Source organism: Providencia sp. PROV174 (genome assembly GCF_028480685.1).
GTDB classification, from domain to species: Bacteria; Pseudomonadota; Gammaproteobacteria; order Enterobacterales; family Enterobacteriaceae; genus Providencia; species Providencia rettgeri.
In genome coordinates this window covers 345,220-365,195 of record NZ_JAMPOT010000007.1, presented here as the reverse complement: position 1 = coordinate 365,195, position 19,976 = coordinate 345,220, and the positions used below count along the sequence as shown (strand labels likewise).

At 43.0% G+C, this 19,976-nt stretch carries 11 protein-coding genes and 1 pseudogene; all 12 read left to right on the top strand.

Annotated elements, in window-relative coordinates:
- Positions 1-336 precede the first annotated feature (336 nt).
- The 12 genes and pseudogenes from purM to baeR all read left to right on the top strand — a co-directional run bounded on the left by purM (position 337) and on the right by baeR (position 19,863).
- Positions 337-1,377: a phosphoribosylformylglycinamidine cyclo-ligase gene (gene purM, locus PSE60_RS05385; protein WP_272664748.1), complete on the top strand. Its 1,041-nt coding sequence runs from the start codon at positions 337-339 to the stop codon at positions 1,375-1,377.
- The gene (gene purN, locus PSE60_RS05380) at positions 1,377-2,015 is read left to right on the top strand and encodes a phosphoribosylglycinamide formyltransferase (protein ID WP_272664747.1); all 639 of its coding nucleotides are present in this window, start codon (positions 1,377-1,379) and stop codon (positions 2,013-2,015) included. Before purM ends, purN begins: the two co-directional genes overlap by 1 nt.
- Positions 2,016-2,249: 234 nt before the next feature.
- Entirely contained in the window at positions 2,250-2,837 is a 588-nt protein-coding gene (speG, locus tag PSE60_RS05375; RefSeq protein ID WP_272664746.1) for a spermidine N1-acetyltransferase, read from the top strand.
- 54 nt (positions 2,838-2,891) lie between these two features.
- Complete coding sequence (gene ppk1, locus PSE60_RS05370) at positions 2,892-4,961, top strand: polyphosphate kinase 1 (protein ID WP_210836319.1); 2,070 nt, start codon at positions 2,892-2,894, stop codon at positions 4,959-4,961.
- A 4-nt stretch (positions 4,962-4,965) separates the two neighbouring features.
- A complete protein-coding gene (locus PSE60_RS05365; RefSeq protein WP_272664745.1) occupies positions 4,966-6,495 on the top strand; it encodes an exopolyphosphatase in 1,530 nt (509 codons plus the stop codon).
- Positions 6,496-6,855: 360 nt separating this feature from the next.
- Positions 6,856-8,142 (top strand): annotated as a pseudogene (mgtE, locus tag PSE60_RS05360) (magnesium transporter); the annotation flags it as partial.
- A gap of 584 nt (positions 8,143-8,726) precedes the next feature.
- Positions 8,727-10,079 (top strand): MFS transporter, encoded by a 1,353-nt coding sequence (locus tag PSE60_RS05355; RefSeq protein WP_272664744.1) that lies wholly within the window; start codon positions 8,727-8,729, stop codon positions 10,077-10,079.
- A 246-nt stretch (positions 10,080-10,325) separates the two neighbouring features.
- Entirely contained in the window at positions 10,326-11,570 is a 1,245-nt protein-coding gene (locus PSE60_RS05350) for an MdtA/MuxA family multidrug efflux RND transporter periplasmic adaptor subunit (protein WP_210836324.1), read from the top strand.
- The gene (locus PSE60_RS05345) at positions 11,570-14,692 is read left to right on the top strand and encodes an MdtB/MuxB family multidrug efflux RND transporter permease subunit (protein ID WP_272664743.1); all 3,123 of its coding nucleotides are present in this window, start codon (positions 11,570-11,572) and stop codon (positions 14,690-14,692) included. The genes PSE60_RS05350 and PSE60_RS05345 overlap by 1 nt, the downstream gene beginning before the upstream one ends.
- A complete protein-coding gene (mdtC, locus tag PSE60_RS05340; RefSeq protein ID WP_210836326.1) occupies positions 14,692-17,793 on the top strand; it encodes a multidrug efflux RND transporter permease subunit MdtC in 3,102 nt (1,033 codons plus the stop codon). The genes PSE60_RS05345 and mdtC overlap by 1 nt, the downstream gene beginning before the upstream one ends.
- Positions 17,783-19,171, top strand: coding sequence for a two-component system sensor histidine kinase BaeS (gene baeS / locus PSE60_RS05335; protein ID WP_272664742.1), 1,389 nt, complete (start codon positions 17,783-17,785; stop codon positions 19,169-19,171). Before mdtC ends, baeS begins: the two co-directional genes overlap by 11 nt.
- A complete protein-coding gene (gene baeR, locus PSE60_RS05330) occupies positions 19,168-19,863 on the top strand; it encodes a two-component system response regulator BaeR (protein WP_210836330.1) in 696 nt (231 codons plus the stop codon). The genes baeS and baeR overlap by 4 nt, the downstream gene beginning before the upstream one ends.
- Positions 19,864-19,976 lie beyond the last annotated feature (113 nt).

Here is a 19,976-nt window from a genome sequence, read left to right as displayed (position 1 = left end):
TAAGACGGCGGCGGACAAAAAAATCGCCGGATTATACCTCTTTTAGCTTTGGTTGCCACTAGATAACGCTTGATTTTGGTCAAAACAACAACGATTAACATCATTTTTTTTAAATTATACCTCATCTCAGTTAAGTTGAAATTGGCTAAACCGCAAATTTGATTTAAATAAATACATTGATTATTTTGCTGTACAACTTCTATAACGTTCTCCATTCTTTGATTGTACGTACCCAAAAATTTCCAACACAAAGCTATCGCAAACGTTTGCCTAGCCTGTTAGAATAATGTCAATGATGTTATTTTTCTCAAAAATGTAATTGCCTTGGGGGCCGTAGTGACTGATAAAACCTCTCTCAGCTATAAAGATGCCGGTGTTGATATTGATGCGGGTAACGCCTTGGTTGAACGTATTAAAGGTGTCGTAAAAGAAACCCGCCGCCCAGAAGTCATGGGAGGTCTTGGGGGATTCGGTGCATTATGTTCCCTACCACAGAAATACCGTGAGCCCGTTTTAGTTTCAGGCACTGACGGTGTCGGTACCAAATTACGCTTAGCAATGGATTTAAAACGTCATGACTCCATTGGAATTGACCTCGTGGCTATGTGCGTCAATGACTTGATTGTTCAAGGCGCAGAGCCCCTGTTCTTCCTTGATTATTACGCGACCGGTAAACTGGATGTCGATACCGCTGCGAGTGTGATTACGGGTATCGCAGAAGGTTGTAAACAATCAGGTTGTGCGTTAGTGGGTGGTGAAACCGCCGAAATGCCGGGAATGTACCATGGCGAAGACTACGATGTAGCTGGTTTCTGTGTGGGAGTTGTTGAGCGCTCAGAAATCATCGATGGTAGCAAAGTGAGTGCCGGAGATGCCTTAATTGCTTTAGCCTCTAGTGGCCCGCATTCAAATGGTTACTCGCTGGTTCGCAAGATCCTCGAAGTCAGTCAAACCAATCCAGAAGAAACTCAATTAGATGGGAAATCTTTAGCTGACCACTTATTAGAACCAACACGCATTTACGTTAAAAATGTATTAGAGCTGATCGCAAACAGCGATATCCATGCAATTGCCCACATTACTGGCGGTGGTTTCTGGGAAAATATCCCTCGCGTACTGCCAGACAACACACAAGCCATTATTGACGGTAGCAGTTGGCAATGGCCTGCTGTCTTTAACTGGCTACAGCAAGCTGGTGATGTGAGCACTCATGAAATGTACCGTACCTTCAACTGTGGTGTGGGAATTATTATTGCTCTGCCACAGCAGGAAGTTGAAAATGCACTTGCTCTGTTGAACAAGCTTGGTGAAAACGCATGGCAAATCGGTACAATTGGCGCATTACCCGCGGGTGAAGAGCAGGTTGTGATCCGCTAATGAAAAAAATTGTTGTCCTCATTTCTGGCAGCGGTAGTAATTTGCAATCATTAATTGATAGCTGCCGCACTGGGGCAATTGGCGCTCACATTGTTGCTGTCATTAGCAACCAAGCCAATGCTTATGGGCTTGTTCGGGCACAACAAGCTGGAATACCAGCCTGTTTTTTAGATGCCAAACAGTATACTGACCGCCAAGCATATGATGCTGCATTACTCGCACAAGTCGACCAATATCAGCCTGATTTAGTCGTATTAGCGGGTTTTATGCGTATCTTATCAGCCCAATTCGTCAACCACTTTGCTGGTAAATTACTCAACATCCACCCTTCTTTGTTACCGAAATACCCCGGTTTACACACGCATCGTAAGGCGCTGGAAAATGGGGATAAAGAACATGGCACATCCGTTCATTTCGTTACCGAAGAACTGGATGGTGGACCCGTTATTTTGCAAGCCAAAGTGCCTATCTTTGAACAAGATACCGAAGACGATATTATCGAGCGGGTAAAAACCCAAGAACATATGATTTACCCATTAGTCGTTGAGTGGTTCATTAGTGGCCGATTAGCAATGCAAAATGGTAAGGCTATGTTAAATAACAAAATTTTACCGCAACAAGGTTATGCTAACGAATAATATTCGTGATGACCAAAACTTCATTTCAAGGGTGGGTAACCACCCTTTTTCTTCGCATTCACATAAAAACACGACCGCAAGCTATTACATAAAAAACATTAGCGTTAGGTAAAGTGAACTATTTTTCAACAAGGTGATAATCTCTCTGTGCTGTGTCATTATTTTATCGCAAATAAATGTTATCCTTATAGTCGAAGAACAAAACCATTTTCCTAACTAAATAGAGGTATTTTTATGACGACCGGGCAAGTTCATCCGTTTAGGTTGCGCCCACTTGAACGTGAAGATTTAGCATTCATTCACCAGCTTGATAACAATGCCAGTGTTATGCGCTATTGGTTTGAAGAACCTTACGAAGCTTTTGTTGAATTAAGCGATCTTTACGATAAACATATTCATGACCAGTCTGAACGCCGCTTTATCGTTGAAAATGACAGTGAGAAAGTTGGCCTAGTTGAGTTAGTCGAAATTGATTATATTCACCGACGCTCTGAGTTTCAGATTATCATTGCTCCGAGCCATCAAGGGCATGGCTATGCGAGTCGTGCTGCAAAATTAGCAATGGACTACGCGTTTTCCGTACTAAACTTATATAAACTTTATCTTATTGTTGATAAAGAAAATGTTAAAGCTATCCATATTTATAATAAACTAGGCTTCCATACTGAAGGCGAATTGATTGACGAATTTTTTGTCAATGGTCGTTATCACACCGCTATCCGTATGTGTATTTTTCAGCAGCAATATTTTACGATGAAGCAACAATTTGCCAATCCTGAAAGTGTTATTACCCAAGATAAAGCAATTAAACAACACATTTAGCTAACTGACTGGTATCATAGCCATAAAGTAACAAGAGTCTAATACGGAGTTAGAATGTCCCAAGAACGTCTCTATCATGAAAAAGAGTTAAGCTGGCTGTCTTTTAACGAGCGTGTTTTACAAGAAGCAGCCGACAAGCGTAACCCTCTTATTGAGCGAATGCGTTTTTTGGGAATTTATTCCAATAATCTAGACGAGTTTTATAAAGTCCGCTTCGCCGATGTTAAACGCCGTATTTTAATTAATGAAGAACGCGGTTCGGCAAGCGGTGCTCGCCACTTATTAAAGAGAATTCAGTCAAGAGTTGCTAAACAAGAACAAGAATTCGACATTCTCTACAATGACTTACTATTAGAAATGGCGCGCAATCAAATTTTCTTGATTAACGAACGTCAAATTTCGCCTCGCCAACAGATATGGTTACGTCAGTATTTCCGCCAGAATCTGCGGCAGCATATTACGCCAATATTAATTAATCCTGATACCAATCTCGTTGAATTTCTAAAAGATGACTACACTTATCTTGCAGTTGAAATCATCAATGGCAATCAGATTCAATATGCACTATTGGAAATTCCATCCGATAAAGTCCCGCGGTTTGTTAACCTGCCTCCAGAAATGCCAAAGCGTCGCAAGTCAATGATCCTAATTGATAATATCCTTCGCTATACGCTCGATGAAATTTTCAAAGGTTTTTTTGATTACGATAAGCTCAATGCCTATTCGATGAAAATGACGCGTGATGCAGAGTACGACATCGCAACAGAGATGGAATCGAGCTTGCTCGAAATAATGTCATCTACATTAAAACAACGTTTAACCGCAGAACCCGTCCGTTTTGTCTATCAGCGTGATATGCCTGACGAAATGGTTGCTCTTTTACGTGAAAAACTGGGGCTATCCAACGATGACTCCGTGATTGCCGGTGGTCGCTACCATAATTTTAAAGACTTTATTAATTTCCCTAATGAAGGAAATAAAAACCTATTAAACAAGCCATTACCAAGGCTACGTCACCGCTGGTTTGATAACTTCCGTAACGGTTTCGATGCCATTCGCGAACGCGATGTACTGTTATATTATCCCTACTATACCTTTGAACATACTTTAGAATTATTGCGCCAAGCGTCTTTTGACCCGAATGTATTATCGATAAAAATTAATATTTACCGTGTTGCAAAAGACTCACGCATTATCGATTCTGTCATTCATGCCGCCCATAATGGAAAAAAAGTCACGGTGGTCGTTGAGTTACAAGCACGATTTGATGAGGCCGCTAATATTCATTGGGCAAAACGATTAACTGAAGCGGGCGTACATGTTATTTTCTCCGCACCAGGGCTGAAAATTCATGCAAAATTATTTATTATCTCACGCATGGAAGAAGGCCAAATAGTGCGTTATGCCCATATTGGTACGGGCAATTTTAACGAAAAAACCGCTCGGCTTTATACCGATTACTCCCTACTCACTGCAAATGAGCTGATCACCAACGAAGTTCGACGGGTCTTTAGTTTTATTGAAAATCCTTATCGTCCAGTGACTTTTGATAATTTAATGGTGTCACCACAAAATACACGTATTCGTTTGATGGCCTTAATTGACCAAGAAATCGAAAATGCGCTCGCTGAACGGCCCAGTGGCATTACATTAAAAATTAACAACTTAGTCGACAAAGAATTGACTGACAAACTGTACGATGCCTCCAACGCAGGTGTCAAAATTCGTTTGTTAGTCAGAGGGATGTGCTCTTTAGTCGCCGGCCAAGTCGGCTACAGTGAAAATATTCAGGTAACCAGTATTGTTGACCGCTTCCTTGAACATGACCGTGTTTATGTTTTCACCAATGCGGGTGACGAAAAAGTCTTTATTTCTTCTGCTGACTGGATGACCCGCAACATTGATTACCGCATTGAAGTCGCCGTTAGCTTAGTCGACCCGCATTTAAAACAACGGGTATTGGATATTTTAGAGCTGCAATTTAGTGATACTGTTAAAGCACGTTATGTTGACAAAGATTTAAGTAATCATTATGTTCCCCGCGGAAATAAACGTAAAATCCAGGCCCAGCTTGCTGTGTATGATTATTTAAAATCAATCGAAACACCGGATACAAGAGCTTAAAAATATGCCAATAACCAACGCCTCAACGCCGAGACCACAAGAAATTGCGGCTATAGATTTAGGTTCAAACAGTTTTCATATGGTCATAGCTCGCATCGTTAACGGTGCATTGCAAGTTCTCACACGGTTAAAAAAGCGTGTTCATCTTGCTGATGGCCTAAGTGATACCAATGAATTAAGTGAAGAAGCCATGGAACGTGGGCTTGCCTGCCTCGCGTTGTTTGCCGAACGGTTACAAGGCTTTCCCCCTGAAAACGTGTGCATTGTTGGCACTCACTCATTACGTGTAGCAACGAATGTAAAACTGTTTTTGCAGCGCGCGAAAGAAATCATGCCTTACCCTATTGAAATCATTTCAGGCCAAGAAGAGGCACGATTGATTTTTATGGGAGTTGAGCACACTCAACCCGAAAAAGGCCGTAAATTAGTACTCGATATCGGTGGTGGTTCAACAGAGTTAGTTATTGGTGAAAAATTTGAGCCGCTTTTGATTGAAAGTCGCCGTATGGGCTGTGTTAGCTTTGCCCGTACTTACTTTCCAAATGAAGAAATTACCCCTGAATTTTTTAATCGAGCCTACCTAGGGGCTTGCTTAAAGTTAGAAAGCACCGCAATTTTATTTAAGAAACAAACTTGGGACGTTGCGATGGGCGCCTCGGGCACCATCAAAGCTGCCCATAGTGTGATACAAGAATTAGGTTATAAAGACGGTATTATTACACGGGAACGTCTTATCGAAATCAAGCAAATGGCGCTGAAATATAAGTCATTTAGCACCCTGAATATATTAGGCCTATCGAATGAACGTAAACACGTATTTGTTCCTGGCTTAGCGATTTTACTTGCCGTATTTGATTCATTAGAAATTAAAGAGTTACGTTTATCTGACGGTGCATTGCGTGAAGGTGTTTTGTATGAAATGGAAGGCCGCTTCCGTCACCAAGATATCCGCCAGCGTACTGCTTTAAGCCTTGCTGAGCATTATAATATCGATAGAGAGCAAGCTAAACGCGTATTAAAAACCATGGAAGAACTCTATTTCCAGTGGGGGCAACAAAACCCCAAGCAACTTAACCCACAGCTGGAATCCATTTTAATATGGGCAGTTATGCTCCATGAAGTTGGGTTAAGTATTAATCATAGTGGTATGCACCGCCATTCTGCTTATATTTTGCAAAATACCAACTTACCGGGTTTCAACCAAGAACAGCAGTTATTACTGGCAACATTGGTGCGTAACCATCGAAGGGCTATCAAGTATGACGATATCCCTAAATTCAATTTATTTAAAAGAAAACAATTTATGCCGCTTATTCAAATTTTGCGGCTAGCCATTTTGTTAAATAACCAACGCCAATCTACCACAATCCCCTCTTCGTTACGGATAGAAACGGATGATGGGCACTGGACTCTCTATTTACCATCTGAATATCTCGTACAAAATACATTGATGATATTGGATTTAGAAAAGGAAAGTGGCTATTGGGAAGATGTCCCCGGTTGGTCGTTAACAATTTGTGCAGAAAATAAGTGATTTGCGGCCATTATTGTAGTGATTTATGCTTATTATACATCACTGATGACTTTAAAATCACCGCTTATTTGACTCAACTATTTGATATATTATTTAAATAGGCGACAATAATGATAATAAATTTCGTCCGCTCGCAGACGAATTCATAAAAAGCGCTTTTGCGCTGCTATTGCTTTAAGGATTAAAATGTCACAACCTGCTTTTTCAATCGATGCGGTGCCAACAGTCAATCCGCACTCTCAAAAGCTGGCACATATTCGCCAGCAAATCCTGACGCTATTTTTAGATGACGAAGAGTTCGTCCATGCGCTTGTTGAAAATGATCAACACGTCAGTATTGATGACAAAGCAATTAGTGAAAAAATTAGTCTTGTAAAAGAATTGCTGCTTGATTTACATACTGCGGATATCGCCGATATCTTAGAAATGCTCCCTTATGATGAGCGTCTCGCGTTATGGCGTCTTGTTGATAATAACGAACGTGGTGAAGTCTTAGTTGAGGCCTCCGTGTCTGTTTGGGATAGCCTCATTAAGGATATGTCGGACAGAGAACTGCTTCGCGCCGTTGCTAATTTGCATGTTGACGAACAAGCTTATATTGCTGAGCATTTACCTCGTGACACCATGCGCCGACTCCTCACCTATTTAGAGCCTAGCCTACGTAGCCGCATTCGCGAAGTTTTACAATATGCGAAAGATAGCGTCGGGCAAATGATGGATTTTGAATTCGTCACCGTACGCCCAAATGTGACGCTGAAAACGGTTCAACGTTATTTACGCCAACGAGGCAAAATCCCAGAAGCCACCGATAAAATTTTCGTTGTCGATAACAATAATTATCTGCAAGGTGAATTGCCACTAACCACTATTTTGACGCAATCCCCTGAAAAAATAGTGGCCGATGTCATGAAAACTGACACTGTGACCTTCTTGCCCGATGAAAAAGGCGAAGACGCCGCTAGTGCGTTCGAACGTTATGACTTAATTTCTGCTGCTGTTGTTGATAACAGCGGCCTACTGATGGGCCGCCTGACGGTTGAAGATATCGTTGATAACATCAGTGAAGAAAACGATAACAGTATTCGTCGTATGGGGGGGTTAAGCCCTGAAGAAGACGTTTTCGCCCCGGTTGGCCAAGCCGTTAAAACCCGTTGGACATGGTTAGCCATTAACCTATGTACCGCTTTTGTCGCTTCTCGTGTTATTGGCGTCTTTGAAGATACCATTTCCCAATTAGTTGCGTTAGCCACATTAATGCCAATTGTGGCAGGAATTGGGGGGAATACGGGAAACCAAACCATCACCATGATTGTGCGCGCCATTGCCCTGCACCAGATACAAAATAATAGTTTCTCTTTCTTAATGTTAAGGGAGCTTGGCGTCGCCTTTATTAATGGCGTTGTTTGGGGCGGAATTATGGGTGTCGTTACCTACTTCCTGTATGGCGATATCGCTATGGGCGCTGTAATGACATTAGCAATGATCTTGAACCTACTAATGGCAGCGATTATGGGGGTACTTATTCCACTCATTATGCTGAAAATGGGCAAAGACCCTGCTATCGGCTCTAGCGTGATGATCACCGCTATCACAGACACTGGCGGATTCTTTATTTTCCTTGGCTTAGCCACACTGTTCCTCGTTTAAATTTACTTTGCACGCGTCCTGCTTCTTGGCGGGCGCGTGCCATTTACAAAACACTCCCTGTACTAACAAAACCCCGTTAAAAATCCAAAATTTCACAAGTAGACTTATTATTTATCTATTAATTAAATGCTTTTATAGTTATTTAGCTCATCGAGATGAGTAAAGTTAATTATAACGAGAAATAATTAGGTAATATTTGTTTACTATATTTCAGTAAGAATTTATTAAATTAAATATAATTAACACTGTAACTGACTAATTTAAATATACGATATTCTGCAAAATTCATATTATTAACATCATATAAGGTTATTTATCATCACGCCGAATCAATAATCCAGACAAACAAAACTAATTGGAATGTTATTCTTGTTTTTAGGGTTGAGGTTTACAGAATATAGAATTTCCTGCTATAAATATACACATGCAAAAAAGATACTGTGTATTAAACTAAGTTATACCCATCCAACGTTTTATACCTCTTATCTGCACCAATAAAAATGATTAGCTCATTATTATGAGCCAATGCTTATTACTTTGAATTTATGCAATTTAGTATTTCAGGTAGTTAGAAGGAAACTATAATGACACCGCAAACAGCCAGCCAGCCCTCTGCGAGGCCTTTGGGCAAAGAAGACTATAAAACATTAGGCTTATCCTCTTTAGGGGGTACCCTTGAGTTTTACGACTTCGTTATCTTTGTTTTTTACGCAAAAATTATTTCCCAACTATTTTTTCCAGGGGATAACGAATTTCTCGCGCTAATGGCAACTCTGGGTCTATTTGCAGCAGGTTATCTTGCTCGTCCTCTTGGTGGCATTATTATGGCTCACTTTGGGGATAAAATTGGCCGCAAGAAAATGTTTACCTTAAGTATTTTCTTAATGGCATTCCCAACATTTGTCATTGGTTTTTTGCCAACTTTTGAAACCATTGGTGCTGCAGCCCCATTATTGCTGCTGTTAATGCGTATTATGCAAGGTGCCGCGATTGGTGGTGAAATGCCAGGAGCATGGGTGTTTATTGCAGAGCATACACCAAAGCAACGCTATGGCTTAGGTGTTGGTACACTGACTTCAGGGATCACTGGCGGTATTTTATTAGGCTCTATCGTCGCTATTATTATTGAACGCTCTTATACCACAACTGAAATTCATGATTTCGCATGGCGTATTCCATTTATTCTTGGTGGTATTTTCGGGTTTATTTCTGTGTATTTACGCCGTTTTTTACAAGAAACCCCAATATTCAAAGAACTGGCAGCGAAAAAGGCTTTGTCACAAGAATTACCCGTCAAAACTGTGATTAAATCTCATAAGCAAGCCTGTATGATCACGGCGGCACTCACATGGTCATTATCAACTGCTATCGTTGTCACTATTTTGATGACGCCAGATGTGGTGTTAAAAGGGATCTATAACATTGACCGAAATATTGCATTGCAAGCCAACTGTGCCGCAACATTAACCTTAACATTAGGCTGTATCTTCTGGGGTTGGTTAGGTGATAAAACAGGAACACGTGCTTCAATGACTTTATCGTGGGGTGGGTTAGCCGTAACAGCAATTTACTTCTATTCGTCATTATCCAGTGATATTGCGGCGAGTACATTGATTTTTAACTATGGCTTGATGGGCTTCTTTGTTGGCGCGATTGCAACGACACCAATTATTAGTACACGTGCATTTCCACCTGAAATTCGCTATTCTGGCCTGTCATTCGCTTACAATGTGGCTTATGCAATTTTTGGTGGTTTAACACCAATATTAACCGGTGCTTGGTTACAGCAGTCTCACATGGCACCTGCCTATTATGTCGCTGGCGTCTCATTATTAGCAGTTGCTGTGGCCTTTATTCCACTATCTTGGAAAGGTTGGACAGTTAATTCTGAGTCCTCAAACGAAAAATCTGCGGTTCTAAACGCTTCTAGTCTATAAAATCTCTTGCACCCTATTTATTAGGGTGCAATTCTCATCGAGAAAAGTTAATTTCCCCCACGCCCTCCTTTACACACACAACAGCATACCAGTACAGAAATTGACACTTATTCATATTTCCTCCATTTTTCTTTGTACCTATCACGTTAAACTACTAATATGTCTAACTGACTCTTTTTTGTTAGTTTTTTAGTATACAGCCTGACGGATCTCATCCACTTTTTTGAGTTAAGCGAATTACCCAAAATGAATAAACAAAAACAACGTAAACCTTTTATTCGCTCTGCCATTTTTATTGCCATTATTGCGGCAGCTGGCGCTTCTTGGTATTTTTATCATCAAGACAAACAATCAGATACACAATCTACTGATGCTGTAGCAAAACCAAATTCACAGCGAAGTGCAATGGGCCGCCCACCACGTGTTTTAGCCCCTGTACAATTTGCCGTCGCTGAACAGAAAGTCGTTCCGCGCTTTTTATCGGGTTTAGGCACAGTCCAAGCCGCAAATGTTGTCACCGTAACCAGCCGTGTTGAAGGCCAGTTAATGCAGCTGTATTTTACTGAAGGGCAATACGTCAATAAGGGAGATTTATTGGCGCAAATTGACCCTCGCCCATTTGAAGTTCAGCTATCACAAGCAGAGGGGCAATTGGCAAAAGACAAAGCAACATTAGCAAATGCACAATTAGATTTAGCTCGTTATCAAAAGCTTGCTGGCACTAAAGTGATTTCGCAACAAGAGTTAGACAACCAAAAAGCGGCGGTATTACAGGCGCAAGGCAGTATTAAAGTCGACCAAGCGGCTGTTGATAATGCCAAACTGCAATTAACCTACAGTAAAATTACTGCGCCTATCTCAGGACGCGTGGGTTTAAAACAAGTAGATGTTGGAAACTTTATCTCTTCCGGGACCTCAACCCCTCTTGTCGTCATCACACAAACTCAACCCGCAGATGTGCTTTTTGCTTTACCTGAAGGCGATATTCCCGCGATCCAGCAGGCACAATCCTCTGGTGAGAAAGTATTGATTGAAGCTTGGGATAGAAACAATATCGCGCTAATCGCAAGTGGTGAGCTACTCAGTACTGATAACCAAATTGATGCTGCGACTGGTACTCTTAAAATAAAAGCCCGCTTTACCAATGAAGAAGAAAAGCTTTTTCCTAATCAATTCGTTAACGTAAAAATGCAAGTTGAAACACTGCAGAATGCCGTGGTGATCCCAACTGCTGCACTACAAATGGGCAATGAAGGCCATTATGTTTGGATATTGAGTGATGATAATAAAGTCAGTAAACACAATGTAACCGTGGGTATGCAAGATAGCCAACAAGTGGTTATTGAAAGTGGGCTCGCGGCAAATACCAAAGTCATCACGGATGGTGTTGATAAACTCACCGATGGCACAACGGTCGAAGTCGTTACCCCTGAAGGCATCGCTAAAAAAGAGCCCCGCAAAGGTAAACCTAATAGCGCGGAGAAAGCGTGATGCGGCCTGAAATGTTAAAAGGCGGTGGGCCTTCTCGTTTATTTATTTTGCGCCCTGTAGCAACCACATTATTCATGGTGGCTATATTACTCGCAGGGATCATCGGTTATCGCTTCTTACCTGTTTCAGCCCTGCCCGAAGTCGATTACCCAACGATTCAAGTTGTTACCCTTTATCCAGGCGCTAGCCCTGATGTGATGACCTCGGCAGTGACGGCACCACTGGAAACCCAGTTCGGCCAAATGTCGGGGCTTAAACAGATGTCATCGCAAAGTTCAGGAGGGGCATCCGTTATCACGCTGATGTTCCAACTAACCTTGCCTCTAGAGGTTGCCGAACAAGAAGTTCAAGCAGCAATTAATTCCGCCAGTAGCTTACTACCTTCGGATTTACCCTATCCTCCAATTTATAATAAGGTAAACCCCGCAGATCCACCTGTACTCACCTTAGCGGTCACCTCTGATGCAATGCCGTTAACGCAAGTACAGGATATTATTGAAACGCGAATTGCTCAGAAAATATCCCAAGTGAATGGGGTGGGCTTAGTCACCTTAGCTGGCGGCCAGCGCCCTGCTGTTCGTGTGAATATCAACCCACAAGCCATGGCTGCTAAAGGACTGGATAGCGAAACAATTCGCCTTGCCATTAATAATGCGAACGTCAACTCCGCAAAAGGGAGTTTCGATGGCCCTACACGTGCGGTAACGCTGTCTGCTAACGACCAAATGAAGTCACTTGACGACTATCGTCAACTTATTGTGGCCTTCCAAAATGGTGCGCCTGTGCGTTTAGGCGATATAGCAACGATTGCACAAGGTGCTGAAAATGCCTATTTAGGTGCATGGGCCAATAATGAGCAAGCGATTGTGATCAATGTTCAGCGACAGCCCGGCGCTAACGTGATTGAAACCACAGATACCATTCGTACGCTATTGCCCGAATTGATTGAAAGCTTACCTAAATCGGTTAATGTCGAAATTTTAACCGATAGAACCAGTACCATTCGTGCATCTGTTAATGATGTCCAATTTGAATTAATGCTAGCCATCGCCCTCGTAGTGATGGTGATTTACTTATTTTTACGCAATGGAATTGCCACCTTAATACCGGGTATTGCCGTACCGTTGTCACTTGTTGGCACCTTTGCAGTGATGTATTTTTGTGGTTTTTCTGTCAATAACCTCACCCTAATGGCTTTAACCATCGCCACCGGTTTTGTGGTCGATGATGCGATAGTGGTGATTGAAAATATTTCTCGCTACTTAGAGCAAGGCGATAAGCCGCTAGTCGCCGCACTCAAAGGCGCTGGTGAAATCGGATTTACCATTATTTCCCTTACCTTTTCTTTGGTTGCGGTATTAATCCCGCTGTTGTTTATGGGGGATATTGTCGGCCGGTTATTCCGCGAGTTTGCCATTACCCTAGCCGTGGCTATTTTGATCTCTGCTGTCGTCTCTTTGACGCTAACGCCAATGATGTGCGCGCGTTTATTAAAACCGGAGTCGCAGCATAAACATAACCGTTTTGAACTAGCGTGTGAGCGCTTCTTTGACCGTATGGTTGCTGGATACGCAATTTGGTTAAAACGTATTCTTAATCACCAATGGTTAACCCTTTCTGTGGCGCTAGGTACCATGGTGCTGACTGTTATACTGTATCTGTGGATCCCAAAAGGGTTTTTCCCCTTGCAAGACAGTGGAATTATTCAGGGCTCAATTGAAAGCCGCCAATCTATTTCATTTGCGGCAATGGCGCAAAAGCAGCAAGAAGTCGCGTCAAAATTATTGGCAGACCCTGCGGTCGACAATGTCACCACCTATGTGGGTGTTGATGGCAGCAACCCGACATTAAACAATGCGCGCCTCCAAATTACATTAAAACCTCTTGATGAGCGTGAAGACAGAGTGGTGGCGATTATTGATCGTCTCCAGCAATCCGTGGATAACATTGCTGGAGTGAATCTCTATCTGCAACCCATGCAAGATCTCACCATCGATACACAAGTCGCTCGCACACAGTATCAATTTACTTTACAGGCTGGTTCATTAGAAGAATTAACCACTTGGGTTCCCCAGTTATTAGATGTGCTCAAACAGCAACCTGAACTCAGCGATGTCAGTAGTGATTGGCAAAATAAAGGGTTAGTTGCCTATGTGAATGTTAACCGTGATACAGCAAGCCGTTTTGGTATCACGATGTCGGCTATTGATAACGCCTTATATAATGCGTTTGGGCAGCGAATGATTTCGACTATCTATACGCAGTCAAATCAATATCGTGTGATATTAGAACATGACACACAAACTCGTGATGGTATGGATGCGCTGAATGATATCCGTCTAAAAGGAACTGATGGTGCCATTGTACCGCTGAGTACTTTAGTGAATATTCAAGAAGGTAATGGGCCATTAGCCATTAATCACCTCGATCAATTTCCCGCTGTAACCTTTTCGTTTAATGTGGCGGATGGCGCTTCTCTAGAGTCAGCTGTCAATGCAGTGAAATTAGCCGAATCACAAATTGCGATGCCAAAATCTATTACAACGCAATTCCAAGGGGCGACTTTAGCCTTTGAGGCTGCACTGAGCAGCACTATTTGGTTAATTGCGGCTGCTATTGTGGCGATGTATATCGTATTAGGTATTTTATATGAGAGCTTTATCCACCCGATTACCATTTTATCTACCCTACCGACAGCCGGGGTTGGTGCATTACTTGCTTTAATGATGGCGGGGAAAGACCTTGATGTCATCGCGGTCATCGGCATCATCTTACTAATCGGTATTGTGAAAAAGAATGCCATTATGATGATTGACTTTGCCCTTGCCGCGGAACGTGAACAGGGAATGTCCCCTTATGATGCCATCTATCAAGCTTGCTTACTGCGTTTTCGCCCAATTCTAATGACCACCATGGCGGCTTTGCTGGGTGCCTTACCATTGATGCTAAGTACTGGTGTAGGTGCAGAATTACGGCAACCATTAGGGATTTGTATGGTTGGTGGCTTAATTATGAGCCAAATCCTCACTTTATTTACCACACCGGTTATTTACTTATTGTTCGACCGTCTTTCTCATTACTTTAAAGACCGTCGCCAAGCGAAGAAGGCAAAGGTGTCATAATGAAGCGCTTCTTTGCTCTGTTTATTAGCCGCCCGGTAGCAACGACGCTTATCAGCGTTGCGATTACTTTGTGTGGTGCCCTGAGCTTTCTGTTTTTACCCGTTTCTCCGTTGCCTCAAGTAGACTACCCTGTGATTAACGTGACAGCGTCACTTCCAGGGGCATCACCCGAAACGATGGCGTCCTCCGTTGCGACGCCACTTGAACGCTCTTTAGGCAGTATTGCTGGGATCAGCGAAATGACTTCAAGCAGTGCGCTTGGGCGAACCACCATTACCCTTGAGTTCAATCTCGACAAAGACATTAATAACGCTGCACGGGAAGTTCAAGCCGCAATTAATGCCGCACAGAACCTACTACCCAGCGGTATGCCAAGCCGTCCACGTTATTACAAGTCAAATCCGTCTGATGCGCCAATTATGATTTTGACCATGACCTCAGACACCCTAAATACTGGCGAAATTTATGATATTGCTTCGACGCGTTTAGCCCAACGAATAGCCCAAATTGAAGGGGTTAGCGAAGTTTCTGTGGGGGGAGGCTCGCTCCCAGCCGTACGCGTTGAACTCAACCCAACTGCCCTATTTAACCAAGGGGTTTCCCTTGATGCCGTGCGCTCAGCCATCAGCAGTGCTAACGTTCGCCAACCGCAAGGCTATATCAATGATGACGAAAAACGTTATCAGGTACAGACCAATGATGAATTAAAAAAAGCCGCAGATTATCGGCCTATTATTGTTCATTATAGCCAAGGCAATGCCGTTAAACTCAGTGATGTCGCCAATGTTAAAGATTCCATTGAAAACGTGCGTGCGGCAGGTATGGCAGACGGTAAACCGGCTATTTTGATTGTCATTCGTCGTGAAGCGGGTGCCAATATCATTGAAACGGTTAACCGTATTCGTGATGAATTACCTGAATTCAATGACATGATCCCCGCCGCCATCGAGTTAAAAGTGGCACAAGATAGAACACCGACCATCCGCGCGTCTTTAGCAGAAGTTGAGCGCGCCCTACTGATTGCCGTTGCCTTGGTGATCCTCGTGGTGCTGCTATTCTTACGTTCAGGTCGCGCTACTTTGATCCCTGCCGTTGCCGTCCCCGTCTCATTGATTGGGACTTTTACGGCCATGTATTTATGTGGCTTTAGTTTAAATAACTTGTCATTGATGGCACTAACGGTTGCGACTGGCTTTGTGGTCGATGATGCAATTGTGGTATTAGAAAATATCTCACGTCATATCGAAAATGGCACAAAACCGTTTATTGCCGCGGTTAAAGGCGTGCATGAAGTCGGCTTTACCGTCGTTTCCATGAGCATTTCCTTAGTGGCTGTTTTTATTCCCCTATTGCTAATGGATGGGCTAGTCGGGCGCTTATTTCGCGAATTTGCCATTACCCTTGCAACCGCTATCGGTATTTCATTGGTGATTTCGCTAACGCTCACCCCCATGATGTGTGCTTATTTACTGAAGAAACGCCCTCGCAACGTCAAAGCCAAGCATCGCGGATTTGGACGTGTATTACTGCGTTTGCAAGAAAGTTATGGTGTCGCTTTAAATTGGGTGCTCGGACATCGACGGAGTGTTCTCGCAGTGCTATTTGCCACAATCGGCTTAAATGTTTACCTGTATATCACCGTTCCGAAAACTTTCTTTCCTGAACAAGATACTGGCCGAGTGCTGGGCTTTGTGCGCGCAGACCAAAGTATTTCATTCCAGTCAATGAAAGAAAAAATGACCCGTTTTATGCAGCAAGTTAAAGCCGACCCAGCGACGGATAATGTCACGGGTTTTACTGGCGGTAGCCGGGTCAACAGCGGTTTTATGTATATCTCATTAAAACCACTGGGTGAACGTACTGAAAGTTCAGCTGAAGTCATCAATCGGTTACGCATGAAATTAGCCAATGAGCCTGGGGCTAACCTGTTTATGATGCCAGTACAAGACATTCGTGTGGGCGGTCGACAGGCCAATGCCAGTTACCAGTTTACCCTGCTTGCAGATGAACTTTCTGCATTGCGTGACTGGGAACCCGCCATTCGTAAAGCACTCGGTGAATTGCCACAGCTGACAGATGTGAACTCGGATAAGGAAGACAAAGGTGCGGAAATGGCGATCACCTACGATAGGGACTTAATGGCCCAGCTAGGTATCGATGTCCGTGAAGCTAACAGTTTGCTTAACAACGCATTTGGCCAACGCCAAGTTTCCACTATTTATGAGGCAATGAACCAATATAAAGTCGTAATGGAAGTTGCTCCTGAATATACGCAAGATGTCAGTGCTCTCGACAAAATGTTTGTCATCAACAAAGATGGCGACGCTATCCCACTGTCTTATTTTGCACGTTGGCAACCCGCAAATGCACCGCTAAGTGTGAATCACCAAGGGCTATCTGCTTCATCCACTATCGCATTTAATGTCGCGGACGGTTATACCTTAAATGATGCCATTGTCGAAATTGAAAAAACCATGACTGCACTTGGCGTGCCATCGACAGTGAGAGGCACTTTTGCAGGAACGGCACAAATATTCCAAGAAACCTTGCAGTCACAATTGTTTTTAATTTTAGCCGCCATTGTGACCGTTTATTTGGTACTAGGTATATTATATGAAAGTTATATTCACCCACTGACTATTTTATCAACCCTACCCTCTGCAGGTGTCGGGGCATTATTAGCTCTTGAATTATTCGATACGCCATTTAGTTTAATCGCCTTAATAGGCATCATGCTGTTAATTGGGATCGTCAAGAAGAATGCGATTATTATGGTCGACTTCGCCATTCAAGCACAAAGAACCGCGGGTTTAACTGCCCAAGAAGCCATTTTCCGTGCCAGTTTATTACGTTTTCGCCCTATTTTAATGACAACACTCGCCGCTATTTTTGGTGCATTACCGTTAATGTTAGGTAGCGGTGATGGCGCGGAATTGCGTCAACCTCTCGGGATCACCATTGTCGGTGGCTTAATAATGAGCCAATTGCTGACCTTATTTACCACTCCTGTTGTGTATTTAAGTTTTGATAGCTTGAGACAACGTTGGCAGCGCAAGAAATCAGTAACACAGCAAATTGCGGAGGATACCCATGAAGCTTAGGTTGAATAGCGTAAGTACTCGGCTCTTTCTGGCTATTTTTGCGACATGCTTGCTGCTCGTGTTGATTATGCACCAAGGCGTACGCATGAGCTTTCAACACGGTTTTATTGATTATATTAAAGAAAATGATCAACAACGTGTTGAGCTGGTTTCTTCTGCCCTTGCGGAACAATATGAAGAAATGGGTAATTGGGCTTTTCTGATTGGTAATGAGCGCATTTTCTTTCGCATTTTGCGCTCTGTAGAACATCAACAACATCGCGGCCCGATGCGCCAACGCTGGCGAACCATTTTCTGGGTTTATGATACACAAGACCGACTGATTTTCGGGCAAGACACGCCCTTACCGAGCAAAGTTATTCGTGAACCTATTGTGACTAGCAATGGCGATACCGTCGGCTGGCTCGTTGCCAGTTATGAAACAGGAATTAGCAGCGCCCTTGACCGCCGTTTTGATACCAAGCAAATGTATACCAGTTGGATCATCGCTGGGCTGTCTTTGTTTGTGGCTCTGATTGCCACATTGTTCCTTGCTCGTAGCTTTTTAAAACCGATTAAGCGGTTACTCGAGGGCACTAACCGGCTCGCCAATGGTGATTTTGCCACACGGGTTCCCGAGTCTGGTCGCGATGAGTTAGGGCAACTGGCTAAAGATTTTAACCATCTTGCCTCGACCCTCGAAAAAAATGAACAAATGCGTCGTGACTATATGGCGGACATTTCCCATGAACTCCGCACGCCGTTGTCAGTTCTGCGAGGCGAATTAGAAGCCGTGCAAGATGGTGTCCGCCAAGCTACTCCCGGAACAATCAATTCACTACTCAATGAAACCCAAACTTTAATTAAGCTAGTTAATGACCTCCACCAGCTCTCATTATCGGATAGAGGCTCATTGGTTTATCGCATGCAACTTACCGATATTATTCCTTTAATTGAAATGGCAATAGGCCAAGCTCGCTGGCGGTTAGAAGACCAACAACTTTCGGTTGAACGACAATTTATTGCACAAGGTTACGTGTTTGCAGACCCAGATCGCATCACCCAGTTGTTCTATAATTTAATGGAAAACAGCTTACGCTATACGGATCCACAAGGTAAAATTGCCATCCAAGTCACACAAGACCAAGACCAGCTCTGTATAATTTGGCAAGATAGCGCCCCGGGGCTTACAACTGAGCAATGCCAACATTTATTTGAGCGTTTTTATCGTGCTGAAGGCTCACGTAATCGCGCCAGTGGTGGTTCTGGTTTAGGGCTAGCCATTTGCTATAATATCGTTGAAGCTCACCATGGTACAATTTCTGCGGCACCGTCATCATTAGGAGGTGTCAAAATTACCATCAATTTGCCGATTCAATTAAAAGATAAAGGGTTATGATCATGGCTGAACAAAGCAACACCCCTGTTTTGGTTGTGGAGGATGAACCTAAACTAGGCCAACTGCTGTTTGATTACTTACAAGCTGCAAACTACCAACCCGCATTAATTGCACGTGGAGACGAAGTCATTGACTATGTGAAACAGCACCAACCTGCGCTCATTTTATTAGATTTAATGTTACCGGGTCTGGACGGCATTTCGGTGTGTCGTGAATTGCGAAAATTCAGTGATGTTCCCATTATTATGGTGACGGCAAAAACTGAAGAGATTGATCGCTTATTAGGGTTAGAAATCGGCGCTGACGACTATATTTGTAAACCTTTTAGCCCACGAGAAGTTGTGGCTCGTGTCAAAACGATTTTACGTCGTTGCCAACCAAACATAACGACCAGCAATAATCAAACCAAACTTATTATCGATGAAAATGCCTTTCAAGTACGTTACGGCTCTCAGTTACTTGAACTCACACCTGCTGAGTTTCGATTGCTTAAATTTATGTCTGATAATGCAGGTATGGTATTTTCTCGCGACCAGTTACTGGACATCTTGTATGACGACCACCGCGTGGTAACGGACCGCACAATTGATAGCCACGTCAAAAATTTACGCCGTAAATTAGAGTCCCTCGATAACGAAAAAACTTTTATCCGTTCAATCTATGGCCTCGGCTACCGCTGGGATGAATGTTAAGTAATCAATAGACATACTATTCTTGTGGGATATTTGGTTTTTTTAGTAAATAGGAGTAAAATCCCTATCCCTTAAAAACACTCTCTCGTATGAGTGAGTGCTGACTTGACATC

Excerpts from the sequence above, each read along its gene's own strand:
- PSE60_RS05345 (WP_272664743.1), top strand. The coding sequence starts at position 11,570 with ATGCGGCCTGAAATGTTAAAAGGCGGTGGGCCTTCTCGTTTATTTATT.
- baeS (WP_272664742.1), top strand. The coding sequence starts at position 17,783 with ATGAAGCTTAGGTTGAATAGCGTAAGTACTCGGCTCTTTCTGGCTATT.
- purN (WP_272664747.1), top strand. The coding sequence starts at position 1,377 with ATGAAAAAAATTGTTGTCCTCATTTCTGGCAGCGGTAGTAATTTGCAA.
- mdtC (WP_210836326.1), top strand. The coding sequence starts at position 14,692 with ATGAAGCGCTTCTTTGCTCTGTTTATTAGCCGCCCGGTAGCAACGACG.
- speG (WP_272664746.1), top strand. The coding sequence starts at position 2,250 with ATGACGACCGGGCAAGTTCATCCGTTTAGGTTGCGCCCACTTGAACGT.
- PSE60_RS05350 (WP_210836324.1), top strand. The coding sequence starts at position 10,326 with ATGAATAAACAAAAACAACGTAAACCTTTTATTCGCTCTGCCATTTTT.
- PSE60_RS05365 (WP_272664745.1), top strand. The coding sequence starts at position 4,966 with ATGCCAATAACCAACGCCTCAACGCCGAGACCACAAGAAATTGCGGCT.
- PSE60_RS05355 (WP_272664744.1), top strand. The coding sequence starts at position 8,727 with ATGACACCGCAAACAGCCAGCCAGCCCTCTGCGAGGCCTTTGGGCAAA.
- baeR (WP_210836330.1), top strand. The coding sequence starts at position 19,168 with ATGATCATGGCTGAACAAAGCAACACCCCTGTTTTGGTTGTGGAGGAT.
- ppk1 (WP_210836319.1), top strand. The coding sequence starts at position 2,892 with ATGTCCCAAGAACGTCTCTATCATGAAAAAGAGTTAAGCTGGCTGTCT.